The organism is Paucibacter sp. Y2R2-4 (genome assembly GCF_025717535.1).
GTDB lineage: Bacteria > Pseudomonadota > Gammaproteobacteria > Burkholderiales > Burkholderiaceae_C > Paucibacter_A.
In genome coordinates, this window is the sequence record NZ_JAJIRO010000002.1 from 164,427 (window position 1) to 180,331 (window position 15,905).

General features: G+C 62.8%; 14 protein-coding genes. 6 read left to right on the forward strand and 8 right to left on the reverse strand.

Annotated elements, in window-relative coordinates:
- Nucleotides 1-34: 34 nt before the first annotated feature.
- Nucleotides 35-1,216 (reverse strand): MFS transporter, encoded by a 1,182-nt coding sequence (locus tag LNV06_RS07620; protein WP_263537663.1) that lies wholly within the window; start codon nucleotides 1,214-1,216, stop codon nucleotides 35-37.
- Between the two features lie 8 nt (nucleotides 1,217-1,224).
- Complete coding sequence (locus LNV06_RS07625) at nucleotides 1,225-2,607, reverse strand: DNA recombination protein RmuC (protein WP_263537664.1); 1,383 nt, start codon at nucleotides 2,605-2,607, stop codon at nucleotides 1,225-1,227.
- A gap of 205 nt (nucleotides 2,608-2,812) precedes the next feature.
- Here LNV06_RS07625 and LNV06_RS07630 point away from each other — a divergent pair, with 205 nt between their 5' ends.
- Both LNV06_RS07630 and LNV06_RS07635 read left to right on the forward strand, forming a co-directional pair.
- On the forward strand, nucleotides 2,813-4,387 hold the full coding sequence (locus LNV06_RS07630) for an FAD-binding oxidoreductase (protein ID WP_263537665.1): 1,575 nt from the start codon (nucleotides 2,813-2,815) through the stop codon (nucleotides 4,385-4,387).
- 157 nt (nucleotides 4,388-4,544) lie between these two features.
- Nucleotides 4,545-5,321 (forward strand): hypothetical protein, encoded by a 777-nt coding sequence (locus tag LNV06_RS07635; RefSeq protein ID WP_263537666.1) that lies wholly within the window; start codon nucleotides 4,545-4,547, stop codon nucleotides 5,319-5,321.
- Between the two features lie 31 nt (nucleotides 5,322-5,352).
- Here LNV06_RS07635 and LNV06_RS07640 read toward each other — a convergent pair whose 3' ends face one another.
- The 3 genes from LNV06_RS07640 to LNV06_RS07650 are packed head-to-tail and all read right to left on the reverse strand — an operon-like array spanning nucleotide 5,353 to nucleotide 8,072.
- Nucleotides 5,353-6,327: a 2-hydroxyacid dehydrogenase gene (locus LNV06_RS07640; protein WP_263537667.1), complete on the reverse strand. Its 975-nt coding sequence runs from the start codon at nucleotides 6,325-6,327 to the stop codon at nucleotides 5,353-5,355.
- Nucleotides 6,328-6,330: 3 nt separating this feature from the next.
- The gene (locus tag LNV06_RS07645; protein ID WP_411970081.1) at nucleotides 6,331-7,044 is read right to left on the reverse strand and encodes a nitroreductase; all 714 of its coding nucleotides are present in this window, start codon (nucleotides 7,042-7,044) and stop codon (nucleotides 6,331-6,333) included.
- Nucleotides 7,041-8,072, reverse strand: coding sequence for a histone deacetylase family protein (locus LNV06_RS07650; RefSeq protein WP_263537668.1), 1,032 nt, complete (start codon nucleotides 8,070-8,072; stop codon nucleotides 7,041-7,043). Before LNV06_RS07650 ends, LNV06_RS07645 begins: the two co-directional genes overlap by 4 nt.
- 293 nt (nucleotides 8,073-8,365) lie before the next feature.
- On the opposite strand from LNV06_RS07650, the gene LNV06_RS07655 reads away from it, so the two are divergent.
- Nucleotides 8,366-8,923 carry a phasin family protein gene (locus LNV06_RS07655; RefSeq protein ID WP_263537669.1) on the forward strand — a complete coding sequence of 186 codons (558 nt, stop codon included), beginning with the start codon at nucleotides 8,366-8,368 and terminating at the stop codon, nucleotides 8,921-8,923.
- 338 nt (nucleotides 8,924-9,261) lie between these two features.
- Nucleotides 9,262-9,813, forward strand: a complete 552-nt coding sequence (locus LNV06_RS07660; RefSeq protein WP_263537670.1) for a phasin family protein — start codon at nucleotides 9,262-9,264, stop codon at nucleotides 9,811-9,813.
- A gap of 121 nt (nucleotides 9,814-9,934) precedes the next feature.
- On the opposite strand, the gene LNV06_RS07665 is transcribed toward LNV06_RS07660, so the two are convergent.
- Both LNV06_RS07665 and LNV06_RS07670 read right to left on the reverse strand, forming a co-directional pair.
- Nucleotides 9,935-10,606, reverse strand: coding sequence for an LON peptidase substrate-binding domain-containing protein (locus LNV06_RS07665; protein WP_263537671.1), 672 nt, complete (start codon nucleotides 10,604-10,606; stop codon nucleotides 9,935-9,937).
- Nucleotides 10,607-10,625: 19 nt separating this feature from the next.
- A complete protein-coding gene (locus tag LNV06_RS07670; protein WP_263537672.1) occupies nucleotides 10,626-11,597 on the reverse strand; it encodes a patatin-like phospholipase family protein in 972 nt (323 codons plus the stop codon).
- 143 nt (nucleotides 11,598-11,740) lie between these two features.
- Between LNV06_RS07670 and LNV06_RS07675 the strand changes: the two genes are divergently transcribed.
- Entirely contained in the window at nucleotides 11,741-14,140 is a 2,400-nt protein-coding gene (locus tag LNV06_RS07675) for a penicillin acylase family protein (RefSeq protein WP_263537673.1), read from the forward strand.
- A gap of 34 nt (nucleotides 14,141-14,174) precedes the next feature.
- Here LNV06_RS07675 and LNV06_RS07680 read toward each other — a convergent pair whose 3' ends face one another.
- A complete protein-coding gene (locus LNV06_RS07680) occupies nucleotides 14,175-14,600 on the reverse strand; it encodes an Lrp/AsnC family transcriptional regulator (RefSeq protein WP_263537674.1) in 426 nt (141 codons plus the stop codon).
- 206 nt (nucleotides 14,601-14,806) lie between these two features.
- Between LNV06_RS07680 and ocd the strand changes: the two genes are divergently transcribed.
- Nucleotides 14,807-15,868: an ornithine cyclodeaminase gene (gene ocd, locus LNV06_RS07685; protein WP_263537675.1), complete on the forward strand. Its 1,062-nt coding sequence runs from the start codon at nucleotides 14,807-14,809 to the stop codon at nucleotides 15,866-15,868.
- Nucleotides 15,869-15,905: the final 37 nt, after the last annotated feature.

The following is a 15,905-nucleotide window of genomic DNA, read 5'->3' on the forward strand; positions in this document are numbered from 1 at the left end:
CAAGCACCTAAGGCGTGGGCCTTGGCCGCTGTGATCAGGCCCGCGATTGCGCCAGGGCGCGCGCTGGCCATTGCGCCAGCAGCAGCAAGCCGGCCATCAGCCACATCGGGGCGGCCACCGCTGACACCGTGGCCAGCAAGCCAAAGCCGGCCGGCATGGCCACCGTGGCCGCGTTGGTGGCCATCATGCGCAGACCCAAGGCCTGGCCGTGCCGATCCGCTGGCGTGACCTGGTGCAACATGGCCAAGACCATGGGCTGTACCGAGCCCAAGGCCAAGCCCAGCAGGGCCGAACCCAGCATCAAGCCGGGCGTGCCGGGCAGCCAGGCATAAACGATCAGGGTCAAGGCCGCCATCAACATGGCCACGCGCAGCGCCTTCATTTCATCCAACTGCGTGGCCCAGCGGATGATGGCCAGGCGCACCACCGTGGCCGCCACCGCAAACGAAGCCAGCACCAAGCCAATGGCCGAAGCGCTCAGGCCCTTGGCGTGGCCGACCACCGGGACCACGAAGCTGTGCGCGTCCCAGGCCGCCGCCAAGACCACATTCAGCAGCAACAAAACCCGCAGCGCCGGGCTCTTCAGCAAGCCCCAGGCCGGCCGGCTGCGCTGGGCCGCGGTTTGCGGCGCCGGCGCATGACGTGGAATTCGTACGGCACAGGCCCAGGTCAACAAGGGCAAGAAAACCGCCAGAGCAAACGCCGCCCGGAAACTCACATAGTCGATCAAGAGCCCTGCGGCCACTGGTGCCAAGGCATTCGAGAGTGCTGGGCCCAGGGCCATCCAACCGAAGACGCGTTTGAGTTCACTGGGCTCGTCCGCCATCATGCCGGCCTCGCGCTGCAAGGCCACCGCCGCCACGCTGAGAGCGCCGCCGCTGAGCAAGCAGCTCAGGCCTATGGTCCACAAACCTTGGCCGCCCAAGGCCACCACAGCCCCCGAGAGCGCCATCAAGACGCCGATACCCACCGGCCGGTGCATGCCGTATTTATCGGCTTGGCGACCCGCCCACATGGCCAAGAGCATGGGCGTGACGGCGAACAGGCTCAAAAGCACGCCAACCGTCCATTCGCCATGACCTTGATGCAGCACCCAGAGGCTGGCGGCCACGCGCGTCACCGCCATGCAGGCGTGCAGCGAGATCAGGGTGGCAATCAGCCAAGGAAAGGCGCGACGCAGTTCTGCCGGGCTGGGCGCATTCGCTGTTGCAATCACCGGCGAAGTCAAAGCCGAGCCTCGCCGCGCGGCGCGCTGGCCTCAGCCGCTGCTTCATCATCCCCCGCCATGCTTTCACTGCGGAGCTGCAACAACTCTTGTGCTGCGACTTCTGGCAGAGCCTCAACGCCCTTGAGCTTGCGTGACATGACACGGGTGCGGGTCTCGGCGGCGTCGATCGAGGCGCTGGCCTCATCGAGTTTTTTCTTGGTCTTGGCCAATACATCGCCGAACTTGCCAAACTCGGTCTTGACCGCGCCCAGCACCTCCCAGACCTCGGCCGAACGCTTCTCCAGTGCCAGCGTGCGAAAGCCCATCTGCAAGCTGGTCAGAGTGGCCAGCAAGGTGGTGGGGCCGACAAGCATCACCTTGTGTTCGCGCTGCAAGGCCTCCAACAAACCCGGGCGGCGCAGCGCCTCGGCATAGAGGCCCTCGGTCGGCAAGAACAAAATCCCAAAATCGGTGGTGTGCGGCGGTGCCACATATTTCTCTCGAATCGTCTTGGCCTCCAGTCGCAAACGCGCCTCGATGGCCTTGGCTGCCGTCTCCACGCCCGGCGCATCGGCACGCTCTTGCGCCTCCAGCAAGCGTTCATAGTCCTCGCGCGGGAACTTGGCATCGATAGGCAGCCACAGCGGCGCACCGTCCGATCTTTGCCCCGGCAGCTTGATGGCGAACTCGACGCGTTCGGCGCTGCCCGGAACGGTGGCCACATGGGTGGCATATTGCTCGGGGGTAAAGACCTGCTCCAGCAGACCTTGCAACTGCACCTCGCCAAAGACACCGCGTGTTTTCACATTCGTCAGCACCCGGCTGAGCGAACCCACATCGCGCGCCAAGCCTTGCATTTCGCCCAGACCCTTGTGCACCTGTTCCAGACGCTCGGCCACTTGTTTGAAGCTCTCGCCCAGGCGCTGCTCCAGCGTGGCATGGAGCTTTTCGTCCACGGTGGCGCGCATCTGCTCCAGCTTGGCTTCATTGCCTTGTTGAATCAGCCCCAGGCGCTGCTCGACCGTCTGCGCCAGCGCCTTCAGGCTTTCATTCAGGGCTTGGGTCTGGCGCTGCGCGGCGGCATCTTGCGCCTCGCGTGTGGCCAGGGCCTGCAAGGTCTGCGACTGGTTGTTGCTCTGCAAACCCTGGCTCAAGGCTTGCTGAAAGCGCGCCAGGCTTTGCTGAAGCTCCTGGCGGGTGGTGGCGGCGCTGCGGCTCAACTCGTCGCGCATTTCGCGTTCCAGGCGCTCCAGGCGCACGTTCGACTGCTGCGCCTGCTCGGCCAGCGCCGCCCAGGCCTCGCCGTCATTCTTGGCACTGGCTTGGCGCCATAGCAAGAGCAGCATGCCCACGATCACCAGAAGCAGGCTGCCAACAATCAAGGCTTCGACAAGAGTCATGCGCCGATTGTCTCAGCTGCGCCCAAGCGAACCTGCGCATAGGGGCGACTGGCGCAGCGTTCAAAACGTCGGGTCGGTGTTTCATCCCATGGCGCTGCCTTCATCGCATTCCCTGATATCGAATCCAAACATCGGTATTAGACTGGTTTCAATACCAAAAAGAGCAAGATCGGGATCAGGCAGCGGCCAAGGGAGGCACATCAGCATGGATCGACGAGAGTTTCTGCGTCTGAGTTCGAGCACGGCGCTAAGCGGAGCGCTGGCCAGCGGCTTGGTCGCCTGCGGCGGTGGTGGCGGAAGCACTGAAGCTCCGGCCCCGCCCCCCAATCCCATACCCCCCACTCCACCCGAGCCCAATGGGCCGGCCGAGTCCGAATGGACGGCGCTCAGCCAGCAGTTCAAAGGCGCTGTGGTGCGCAGCGCACATGCCGACTATGAGCGACTGCGTTTGCCGGCCAATGCACGCTATGACGCCCTTCGCCCCCTGGCACTGCTGCGCTGTGCCAACAGCAGCGATGTGCAGGCCGGCCTCGAATTCGCGCGCCGCTTAAAACTGCCACTCGCAGCACGAGGCGGCGGCCACAGCTATATCGGCAACTCCACAGGCAACGGCAGCTTGATCATCGACGTCGGTGCGATGAACCAAGTGAGTTTGCAGGGCGAAACCGCCGTGGTCGGCGCTGGCGCCACGCTGGCCGATGTCTACGGCGCGCTCTTGACCCAAGGCCGCGGCCTCCCCTCCGGCAGCTGCTTGAGCGTAGGCATTGCCGGCATCACCCAAGGCGGTGGCTTTGGTGTGCTGGACCGGGCTTATGGCCTGAGCTGCGATGTGCTGCGCGCGGCACGGCTGGTCACGGCCGATGGCCGCGAACTGCTTTGCGATGAGAGCCAAAACAGCGACTTGTTCTGGGCCCTGCGCGGCGGCGGTGGCGGCAACTTTGGCATCGTCACCGAGTTCAGCTTCCAGACTCATGCAGTCCAGACCTTGACTCAGTTCTCCGCCGACTTCCAACTCAGCGATCTGGCCGCGATCTTGGCGGCCTGGACCGCCTGGCCCCAGACCATGCCCGATGCCATCTGGTCACAGCTGCTGCTGACGCCGCAAGGCACTTGCAGGGTCTGGGGTATTTGCGTTGGCAGCGAGGCGCTCTTGCAAGCGCCTTGGCAAGCGCTGCTGACCCGCATCGGCCGGCCACCGCTGGCGCCGCCTACCGTTCAAAATCGTCGTTATGAAGACGTCATGCTGGGCGACTGCGTCAGCTCCGCTTTGGCCTCATGCCACCTCCCCAGCCAGAACCCGGCCGGCCGCTTGGGGCGAGTCGCGATGGCGGCCAGCTCAGATTTCTTTGACAAGGCCCTGGACGCCAGCGCCGCCGCGGCCATGGCCGAGGTCTTGCGCAGCGCCATGGATGAGCGGCGTTCCAGCGGACGCAGTGGCAGCGTCATCATGAATCTGATGGGCGGCGCCATTGGCCGCATCGCCCACGACGCCACCGCCTTTGTGCACCGCCAAGCCCAGTTCAGCGCCCAGTACTACTGCGACCAGTTCCCGGGCAGCCCCGCCAGCAGCCTGACTGAGGCCGACACCTGGGCCCAAGGCATGCGCGAAAAAATGAATCCCTGGAGCAGCGGTCGGGCCTATCAGAACTATCTGAACGCCTCGCTGCCTAATCCCTTGCAAGCCCTTTACGGCAGCAATCTCGCTCGGCTACAAGCGATCAAGGCCAGTGTGGATCCGCAAGGGCTGTTCAAGCAAAGCTTGGGCTTGTTCAATGCTTGAGGCAGGCTTCCCGACTGCAGCCATGACAAACATTTGACTGGCGCCGAACTCTTTAGAGGGAAGGGAATGCCTGCATCAGATTTGTGCAGGCATGGTCAACAATTCATCAAGGGCGACAAAGACGCCTGCCATGGTTCTAAGACAAGGGAGACACTGAATGAAACGAAGAACCTTTCTCACAGCCACAAGCGGCTTGCTGGCTTTGAATTTTTACGGCATACCCGCCAAAGCTGCGGGCGACAGCAGCCGCCCTAAATTCGCGGCGCTGTCATTGATTGGCAATACTCTCAATGTCATCACCTATCGACCGACCGTTGGTACAAAGCTCGACAGCAATTTAAAACAAAGTGCGGATTTACCGGGCGCCCCTTTTGATATCACCGCCTTGCGCACCATTCAATCCGCAATAGGTGCCTCGGATGCAGGGCGAGATGTTCTGCTCTACACAGCCCCAAAGACAGAGCTTTTTGGTCGACCAGGTGCACTCTTTGACGGGGATCAACTAAGGCTACCGAATGATTTGGCCGCGTCAATGAAGAAAGACGGGGCGACTCACCTCGTGTTGGTCACGAGAAGTCGCCACGAAGCTCAGTTCAAAGTGACGACGGGCACGATTGGCACCGGGCAACTCGAAGGTATCGGTTTTTACATCGATCGACATAAGAAGACTCGCAACCTGGACAGCGGAGAACACTCGTTCGGATACCTCGCGCCATTTGTTTGTTTGCAATTGTCTTTGGTAGAGCTCTCCAGCGCCAAGGTCTTAAGGCAGGAGACTATCAACGCATCCAAGATCATCGGCACGGTGCAAAACCCGCAAGATGGCCTGAACCCTTGGCAAGCCTTGAGTAACGAAGAAAAGGTATCAACCCTGGATCAGATGATTGAACGTGAACTGCAGTTCAATACCGCGAAACTCATCGAGGGTATTTGAGGCGTTCACCTGAGACATTGGGTCAGCCGGTTCACACCGCAGTCAAGGATGTCAAGACCTGACCCCCAGTCAAAGCAGCGATCAGATTGTCGACGGCCAAATTGCACATGGCGCGCCGCGTCGGCACCGAGGCGCTGGCGATATGCGGGGTGAGCACCACATTGCTCAGCGCCAACAAAGCCGGATTCAGCTGTGGCTCGCCCTCGAAGACATCCAGGCCCGCCGCGGCCAAGCGTCCTGCCGCCAGGGCCTGAGCCAGGGCGGCGTCGTCCACCACCCCGCCTCGAGCGATATTGACCAGGGTGGCGCTGGGCTTCATCAGCGCCAGCTCAGGCGCACCAATCAAGTGATGAGCGGCCGGTGTGTAGGGCACAACGATGATCAGATGGTCAGCGCGGCGCAGCAGTTCAGTCTTGTCCACCCATTGCGCCCTCAAGGGCGCCTCCAACTCGGGGGCTAATCGACTGCGGTTGTGATAGATCACCTGCATGCCGAAGCCCAGGGCCGCGCGGCGTGCAATCGCTTGCCCGATGCGCCCCATGCCCAGCACACCCAGGGTGCTGCCGTACACATCAGGCCCGGCCAAGAGGTCGATGGTCCATTGCTTCCAGCGACCGGCGCGCAAGTAGTGTTCAGCTTCTGTCACCCGCCGGGCTGCGGCCAGCAGCAGGGCAAAGCCAAAGTCGGCGGTGGTTTCTGTCAAGACATCGGGCGCGTTCGTCACCACCACGCCATGCGCCGCGCAGGCGGCCAGATCGACATTGTTATAGCCCACCGTCATCAAGCAGACCGCTCGCAAATCGGGGCATGCTTGCAGCAAGGTGGCATCGATCAGTTCGGTGCCGGTGGCAAAGATGCCGGCCTTGCCTTGCAGGCGGCGGATCAGCTCGGGCTGCGGCAGCGGCTCATCGTCCAGCGGCTCTTCCAGCTCGAAATGCTCGCGCAAGCGCTGCACGATGTCCGGAAAAATCCGCCGGGCCACCAACACGGAGAGACGTGCGCTCATCGCTCAGTCCTCCAAGAAACGGGTGAACTCTTGCACCGGCGCGCGCTCGGTTTGCAGGCTGTTCTCCACTGCGCTCGGGTCGGCATAACCCAGGGCCATGCCGCAGACCAGCATTTGTGTGGGCGCCAGTTGCAACTCCTCGGCGATCAAGCGATGGAATTGGGTGAAGGCAGCCTGCGGGCAGGTGTGCAAGCCATGGCCACGGGCGGCAATCATCAGGCTTTGCAAAAACATGCCGTAGTCCAGCCAACTGCCTTGCTGCATGACGCGGTCGATGGTGAACATCAGCCCGACCGGCGCATCAAAGAATCGGTAGTTACGGCCATGTTGAGCGTGCATGCCGGCGCGGTCGGTCTTGGCCAGGCCCAGCAGGCCATAGAGGTCCCAACCGACCTTGCGGCGGCGGTCAATATAGGGCGAGGTCCACTGCTGCGGGTAGTAGGCGTATTCCTCGCTGTGCGTGGCCAGCTCCACCGGGTTCTCGTAAACGGCCATGATGCGATCGCTGAGTCGGGTCTTGGCGGCTCCGCTCAAGACATGCACCTGCCAGGGCTGGGTGTTGGTGCCCGAAGGCGCGCGCGCGGCCACCTGCAAGATTTGCTCGATCAACTCACGCGGCACCGGGGTGGGCAAAAAAGCCCGCATCGAGCGACGCGTCGCGATGGCGGCATCTACAGCAGCGCTGGCTTCGGCGCTCGGGGAATCAAACAAATTCACGGCATCAGTCCTTCAGGGTTTGGGGCATTCCGGATTCCATCGCGGCCTCGCATTCTTTCATCGCCCGCGCTCTTCGTTCTTGGCTGCGCACTTTGCCAGAGCCACCAGCTGTGCGCGGCCTCGTTCAAGGTGTTGACTTGGCAGGCAAGCGTGGTGGAGAGATCCCGCCCATAGCCACCGGCCATGCTCAGCGCCACCGGGATGCCGCGCTCGCGCAGGGCTTGCAGCACCCGCTGATCTCGCGCCAACATGCCCGCGGTGCTGAGCTTGAGCCGGCCCAGGCGATCCCCTTCGTGGGGGTCGGCGCCGGCCAGATAAAACGCCAAGCCCGGCCATTGCTCACTGAATTGCTCGCCGTGCTGTGCCCAGACTTTCTCCAGGGCCTCGTCCAAAGCGGCCAAGTAGGCAGCATCGCCGCAGTCGTCGGGCAGGTCCACGTCCAGATCGCTGGCTTCCTTGCGCGCCGGGAAGTTCTTGGCGCCATGCATGGAAAAAGTGAACACACTGGCATCGTCGCGAAAAATCGCCGCCGTGCCATTGCCTTGGTGCACATCCAGATCAATCACCAAGACGCGCAGCAATTGGCGATGGGCGCGGTGCCATTCCGCCTGCATCAGGCGCGCCGCTACGGCCACATCATTGAAGACACAGTAGCCAGAGCCCCGATCGGCATAAGCATGGTGGGTGCCGCCCGCCATATTGGCGGCCACGCCCTCCGCCAGCGCGGCGCGGGCCGCCATGATGCTGGCGCCCACCGAGCGGCGTGAGCGCTCGGCCATCTGCGGCGACCAAGGAAAGCCAATCTCACGCTGCGCGGCGGGACTGAGTCGCCCCAGCAGTACAGCGTCCACATGGTCCTGTGTGTGGGCCAGCGTCAGCTCTGCCTCGCTGGCCGGCTCGGCCGGCTGCATGCGCAAGAGACCCGGGTCACGCTCAAAGTACTCGCGCAACAAGCGGTACTTGGACTGAGGGAATGGGTGGCCCGGCGGCAAGGCCAGACTGAACGCATCGGAGTGAAAAGCCAGCATGGACCTAAGCGTAGCGGGTTTGGCGCTTTCGGGCCGCCCCTGGGGCTGTCATGCGCTTGTCACTGGCAGCCCTCAATCTGCAACTCCTGTGCCGGTCTTCACGCTTGGCACATCACCGGCGACCGCGCCGATTTCCAGGCCTCACCCCTAGTTTGCTGCGCCGCAACAAAATTCTCTTGCAATGCAGCGCAAGGTCCTTATACTGACAATTGTTGCAGTGCAACAATCATTGCTGTCGATCGAGTTTCAACAGAAATCAACGGGGTTGCCCCCCGAACCAGGAGTGCCTCACCATGCTGACCGCTGAACAAATCATCGCCGCCCACAAAGCCAATGTCGAAACCCTGTTTGGTCTGACCAACAAGGCTTTCGAAGGCGTCGAAAAGCTCGTCGAACTGAACCTGCAAGTGGCCCGCGCCGCTCTGAGCGAAGCTTCGGAGTCGACCCAAGCCGCCCTGTCGGTGAAGGACGCCCAAGAGCTGCTGAGCCTGCAATCGGCCCTGCTGCAACCCAGCGCCGAGAAGGCCGCTTCTTACAGCCGCCATCTGTACGACATCGCCACCGCCACCAACGCCGAAGTGGCCAAGGTTGCTGAAGCCCAATTCGCTGACTTGCAAGCCAAGTTCTCCGCCGTGGTGGAAAGCGCCGCCAAGAACGCCCCGGCCGGCACCGAAAACGCCGTGGCCTTCGTGAAGACCGCTGTGGCCGCCGCCAACAACGCGATCGAGTCGGTGCAAAAAGCCAGCAAGCAAGCCGTTGAAGTGGCCGAAGCCAACTTCGAAGCGGCCACCAGTTCCGCTGTCAAAGCCACGCAGACCGCTGCTCGCAACGCCAAGCGCGCTGCAGCCTAAGTCCAAAGGCTGAAATAGAAGAAGAGCGCCACAGGTCGGTGGCACGCATCCGCGTGCTGAACTGAAACCTGCCTAGACTGCAGCTCACCGCAGTACCCGAGCCCGCTGTTCGCAGCGGGCTTTTTTCATGGGCAAGCGCTGCCAGCCATTGCCGCGCTACAAGCACACTCTCACCAGCACTTGCCCCGCATCCAGACCATTTTGCTGCACCGCAACAAAATCTCTTGCATTGCCAAGAAGCTCCCGTATACTCGGTTTTGTTGCGGTGCAGCAATTCACCGCGAGATTCGATTCCATCGTTATCAATCCGGGGCAGAAGCCCCTTCAAGGAGCTCAGCATGCTGACCGCAGAACAATTCTTCGCCGCCCACAAAGCCAATGTCGAAACCCTTTTCGGCCTGACCAACAAGGCCTTCGAAGGCGTTGAGAAGCTGGTGGAACTGAATATGCAAGTGGCCAAGACCGCCCTCGGCGAAGCCGTGGAGTCGACCCAAGCCCTGCTGTCCGTCAAGGACGCCCAAGAGCTGCTGAGCCTGCAATCGGCCCTGCTGCAACCCAGCGCCGAAAAGGCCGCCTCTTACAGCCGCCATCTGCAAGAAATCGCCAGCAGCACCAGCGCCGAAGTCTCCAAGGCTGCCGAAGCGCAACTGGCTGAGCTGCAAAGCAACTTCGCCTCGGTGATCGACGCCGCAGCCAAGAACGCACCGGCCGGTTCCGAGAACGCCGTTGCCATCGTCAAGGCTGCCATCGCCAGCGCCAACACCGCTTTCGAGTCGGTGCAAAAGGCCAGCAAGCAAGCCGTGGACGTGGCCACGGCAAACCTCCAAGCTGCGACCAACACCGCAGTCAAGGCTTCGCAAACCGGCAGCCGCGCCAAGCGCGCTGCTTGAGTTGTCTGATTGAGTCTGGCTGGCGCGCGCGTCGGCTCTGCGACTCAAGCAGCGAGCTTTGAATGTAGAAGGGCCCGACGCAACACTGCGTCGGGCCCTTTTTCCATTTCCCGGCCAAAGCTCAAACCGGCCGAATATGCAGCTGGTCGAGTTGATCGGCTACCAACTCCAAGCGCAGCAAGGGGTTGTCCAACTGCATCAGGCGCTGGCGCGCATCGGGCGGCAAAGGCAGCAACTCGCTCCAGCGGTTGGACAGCCAGGCGCAATCGCCCCAGTGATAAGGCGGCTGCAGCGGCAGGTCGGCGGCGGCCGCGCCTTGCTCCAAGTTGTGCAGCAGGGTGCGCAGCAATTCGGCGGCGGGTTGCAGATCCTTAGGCACGGCGACCGCGGCATCGTCATCCAACAATTCGCCCTCGCCCATCCACAGCCCGTGGGGCAGGCAATGGCTGCGGCTCAAGCGAAAGCGCTGACCGCCGCGACAGCGCAGATGCAGCAAGCCGGCTTGTACCGATTCCAAAGACTCGATATGCGCCAGCGTGCCCACTTCATTGAAGCGCTCGCGAACGAAAGCGCCATCGGCTTGCGGGTCGAGCCGGCGCACCTCGCCGCCTTCAAGCAGGCTGACCACACCGAAGGGCTGGCCCGCCTTGTGGCAGCGCGCCACCATATCCAGATAACGCGGCTCAAAGATCTGCAGCTGCAGATAGCCGTCAGGGAAAAGCACCGACTGCAGCGGGAAGATCGGTGTTCTTGGCAAAGACATGGGCAGCGGCTGGCTCATCACTTGCATCATGCCAGCCGCTCGAGCGGCGTCAACGGGTCTTGCTTTCGATGCGGGCGCGGATCTGCGAGAGCATCTGCTGAGCCACGTCGCGGCCCGCCTGAATCGAGCGTTTGCGGGCGGTGAAATCGGCGCTGCCAATACCGTCCAATTTGGGCCGCAAAACCACATCGGCCTCACGCAATTCGAAGTTATTGATGCTGCGACCCATGATGGAGAAGGTCTGCAAAAGCATGCGAATCGCGTCGCCGCCCGGCTTCTCATCGGGTGGCGAGCTGATGTCCACCGCAATGATCAGCTCTGCGCCCATCTGCTTGGCATAGCGCACCGGCACCGGCGCCACCAGGCCGCCATCGACATACTCACGCGTACCGATCTTGACTGGCTGAAACACCGCCGGCACCGAGCTTGAAGCCCGCACCGCCGCGCCCGCATCGCCGCGCTGGAACAAGACCCCCGAGCCATCCGACAAATCGGTGGCGACGATGCCCAGCGGCAGTTTCATCTGCTCGATCTGGCGTCCACCGGTTTTCTCGCGCACATAGCGGGCCAGCGCCTCGCCGCGAATCAGCCCACGCGTGGGGAAGGCCCAGTCAGTGATGGCGCCCTCATCCATGTTCTCAGCCAAGCTGGCCAGTTCGCGCCCGCTCATGCCCGAGGCATAAAGCGCCGCCACCAGGCTGCCGGCTGAAGTGCCCGCCACCAAGTCGACTTTGATGCCGGCTTCTTCCAAGACCTGAATCACGCCGATATGCGCAAAGCCACGCGCCGCGCCGCCGCCCAAAGCCAGGCCAATGCGTGGCGGCACACGGGGCGCCACCGGTTTCACCACGGCAGGCGCGGCAACCTCTAGCGGAGGCGGCGTGGACTGCGCGGGGGCATGGGACGAAGTCCCCAAAGAAGGCAGACTGCTGCAGGCGCTCAAAGCACTGAGCCCGAGCAAGATCACGAGACGGAGAACCCAGGCCTGGCCGCAGGCCTTTGAAAGTCGGTCAGAAAGCATGGCGGGATTCTAGAGGGCCGTTCATGCCTCCTTTCAGCAGAGCTAGGGCCCGCTTGCGCACAGCTGGGTAGCTACAGGAACGGCACCGTGCGGCGTAAAAACCCCCATCCAAAGCCTCTCTTCACGCGGCCACAATCCGCGCCATGAATTCACATGCCTCGCCTATCCGCCGCTGGGTCAAGCGACTGTTCCTTGGCCTGGTGGCCCTACTGGTCTTATTGCTCTTGACGATTTGGCTCTTGATGCGCGCCAGCCTGCCGCAGTTGGACGGCAAGCTCACCCTGCCCGGCCTGCAAGCGCCACTGAGCCTGCAACGCGACTCACTAGGCACCGCCGTGCTGCAAGCTCAGACTCGGCCGGACCTGGCCCGAGGCATTGGCTATCTACACGCTCAAGAGCGTTTCTTTGAGATGGATCTGACGCGCCGCTCGGCGGCCGGCGAGTTGTCGGCCCTGTTTGGTGAAAAGGCCTTGCCGCGCGACAAAGGGCGTCGCCAGCACCGCTTGCGCGCCCGACTCAGCGAGCGCTTCAAACAACTGCCCCAGGTCGATCAAGACTTGCTGCAAGCCTATGCGGACGGCGTCAACACCGGCTTGCAGACGCTGCGACTGCGCCCCTGGCAATACCTGATCCTGCAAGCCGAACCTCAGGCCTGGAGTCCGGTGGACTCGCTGCTGGTGGTGGGCGAGATGTTTTGGATGCTGCAAGGGCAGAGCTTCGAGACCGGCTTCGAACTCGCCCGCTTTCGCGAGCGCAGCGGCGATGCGCTTTTCAACTGGCTCAATCCGCGTGGCGGCAGCTGGGACGCGGCGCTGGACGGCAGCACCCTGCCCTCTGCGCCCTTGCCGAGCGCCGAGCAATTGGATCTGCGCACAAAGCCCGGCAGCTCACAAGCCATGAGGGCACCGCGCCCAGGCTTGAGCCTGAGCGATGAAGCCGGCCTGGTCGGCAGCAATAACTGGGCAGTGGCCGGCAGCCGCAGCAAGAATGGCCGCGCCATCCTGGCCGACGATATGCATCTGGGTCTGGGCGTACCCAGCATCTGGTACCGCGCCCAGTTTGAATTGAAGGTCCCCGAGAGTCGACGCCAACTACGCGCCGCAGGCCTGAGCCTGCCCGGCATGCCCGGCCTGGTGGTGGGCAGCAACGGCCATGTGGCCTGGGGCTTCACCAATGCCTATGGCCAGTGGTTTGACTGGATCAAGCTGCCGCAAGACCTGGCACCACTTCGCGCCAGCGGCCGGCTGCAAAGCCACCAGGAGCTGATCGCGGTGAAAGGCAAGGTCGCGCAAGCTTTGACGGTCGAAGAATTCGACGGCTCGCCGCTGCTGCGTGAACATGAAGGCCAGCACTATGCGCTGCGCTGGATTGCCCATCAGGCCGAGGCCTATAACCTCGAACTTGATCGGATGATGCAGGCCAAAGACATCAAACTAGCCTTGCACACGGCCGCGCTCTCAGGCATTCCGCACCAGAACATATTGGTGGCCGATGCGCAGGGTCAGATCGGCTGGAGCTTGGCCGGCCGGATCTGGGCGCAGCGCTCGCTGGACAGCAGTTATGCCCGCTTTCAATCAACGGATCTGCCCGCCGCCAGCTGGTTGGCGCCCAAGGACTATCCCAAGATCCTGAACCCCAAAGATGGCCTACTCTGGACCGCCAACAACCGCCAATTGGGCGGCGAACAAGCCGCCCTGATCGGCGACGGTGGCTTCGGCTTTGGCGCCCGCGCTCAGCAGATTCGTGACCGTCTGGCTGAGCAGCCGCTGCACGACCAAGCCAGCATTGCCGCCCTGCACTTTGATTATGAAGCGCGCTTCATCAAGAGCTGGAGCCAGCGCATCAGCCAAGTCACACAGGCCAGCCCGGCCCATGCCGAGGTGCAGCGCATCTTGCAGCAATGGAATGGCCGCGCCGACGCCGATCAGGTCGGCTACCGCCTGGCCCGCGCCGTGCGCCTGCGCATGCTCGACACGCTCTGGGCCGCATGGACCACGCCCCTCTTGGGCGCCCAGCAAGGTGACGAGAAACTGCGCTTCAAATGGCAGGCACATTTCGAGTACAGCGCGACTCAAGCGCTAGAGCAGCGCGCAGCGCATTTGCTGCCGGCGGGCTATGCCAGCTGGGACGCCTTGCTGCTCGCGCAGGTCGATGCGGCGGTGAAAGAGCTGACGCGTGAAGGCAAACAGCCGCTGACCCAAGCCACCTGGGGCCAGCACAACGCCAGCCGCATTCAGCATGTGATGTCCAAGGCGATCCCGCCGCTGTCATGGCTGCTGGACATGCCCTCGCTGCCGCAAAGCGGCGACTCGAATTTGCCGCATGTGGCTCACCCCGCCTTCGGCCAGTCGCAGCGCATGGTGGTCTCGCCCGGTCTGGAGGAAGAAGCTTTGATGGCCATGCCCGGCGGGCAAAGCGGCCACCCCCTCTCACCCTATTACGGCGCCGGCCATGCGGAATGGGCCGCAGGCAAGCCCACCGCCTTGCTGGCTGGCCCGGCCCGCCATCAGTTGGACGCCAAGCCGGCCGACCCCGCCCGCTGATTTGCGCGCGGCCGGCCAGCCCCTGGCCGCAGCCTCAAGACAGCTTGTAGCTCTGCAAATGGATGCTGGTCTCGGTCGCGCCTATGCCCTTGATCAGCCGCACCCGCTCCAGCACCTCGGCCAGTTCGCCCAAAGTGGCGGCGCGCAACTCGGCCAGCAAGTCCCAGCGGCCATTGGTGTCGAAGAGGCCAGACACGCCGGGCTCGCCCAGCAAGATGCTGATCACCTCGCGCGTCTTGTTGCCCTCCACCGCAATGCTGGTCCAGGCAGTGATTTCATTGGGCGTCACATCCGGTCGCAGCTTGACGGTGTAGCCCACGATTACACCGCTGTCTTCCAGCTTGGTGATGCGGTTGCTGACCGTGCCGCGCGAGACCTTCAACTTGTTGGCCAAGGTGGCCACGCTGGCGCGGGCATCCAGGCGCAAAAGCGCCATCAGTTGTTGGTCCAAGCTGTCCATGCGCGTCCGTTTCTGAGTTGACTTTGATCCAGGGCCAAGTCCTTGAGCGCCTGGGCGAGACTCGCCCAAACGCCAGTAGATTTTGCCATATTGGCAATTACTCCTGACGAAATGGCAAGTTTCTATCATTTATTGAGCACTTTTTGCTCTTCTCGCTAACAGCCGGCTTGGCAAGAATCTCCCCAACGAGAACAACGGAGACTTTCATGACCACCTTGCTGACCACCCAAGACGTCGCCCACATCAGCCAAACACTCGGCCTCGCCGAGGTTTTCAAACGCATGGTGGGCTATTTGGAAGCCGACTATTTGCGCTGGGCCGAATTCGACAAATGCGCCCGTGTCGCCAGCCACTCCGAAGACGGCGTGATCGAGTTGATGCCCATCGCCGACGGCGAGCTCTACAGCTTCAAATACGTCAATGGCCACCCCAAGAACACCAAGTCGGGCCTGCCCACGGTGATGGCCGTTGGCCTGCTGGCCGAAGTGGCTACCGGCCGACCTGAGTTAGTCAGCGAGTTGACCTTGACCACCGCCATCCGCACCGCCGCTACTTCGGTGATGGCCGCCAAGGCCCTGGCCCGCAAGAACTCCCGCAGCATGGCCTTGATTGGCAATGGCGCGCAAAGCGAGTTCCAGGCCCTGGCCTTCCACTACCTGCTGGGCATTGAAGATATCCGCCTCTTCGACATCGAGCCCGCCGCCACCGCCAAGCTGCAACGCAATCTGGCAGGCATCCCGGGCTTGAAACTGATCCCCTGCCAAAGCACCGCCGAAGCGGTGCGCGGCGCCGACATCATTACCACGGTGACGGCCGACAAGACCAACGCCACCATCATCACGCCGGAGATGATTGAGCCCGGCATGCACATCAACGGCGTCGGCGGAGACTGCCCCGGCAAGACCGAGATGCACCGCGGTGTGTTGGAGGCGTCCAAGGTCTTCGTCGAGTTCGAGCCGCAATCGCGCATCGAAGGCGATCTGCAGCAGATGCCGGCCGACTTTGCGGTCACCGAGTTCTGGCAAGTGCTCAAGGGCATCAGCCAAGGCCGCGAGAACGAACAAGACATCACCTTCTTCGACTCGGTCGGCTTTGCACTGGAAGATTTTTCGGCCCTGCGTTTGCTGCGCGACTGCGCCCGCGAACTGGGCCTGGGGCAAGACGTGGCCCTGATCCCCTCGATGGCCGATCCCAAGGACTTGTTCGGTCAGCTGAGCAGTACACCGGCCGCGCCCGCGCAATTCACGATCAGCCGCCTGGCCGCCTGAAGCTCACAGCGGAGCGCTGCGCTTCGCTGAAAACGGA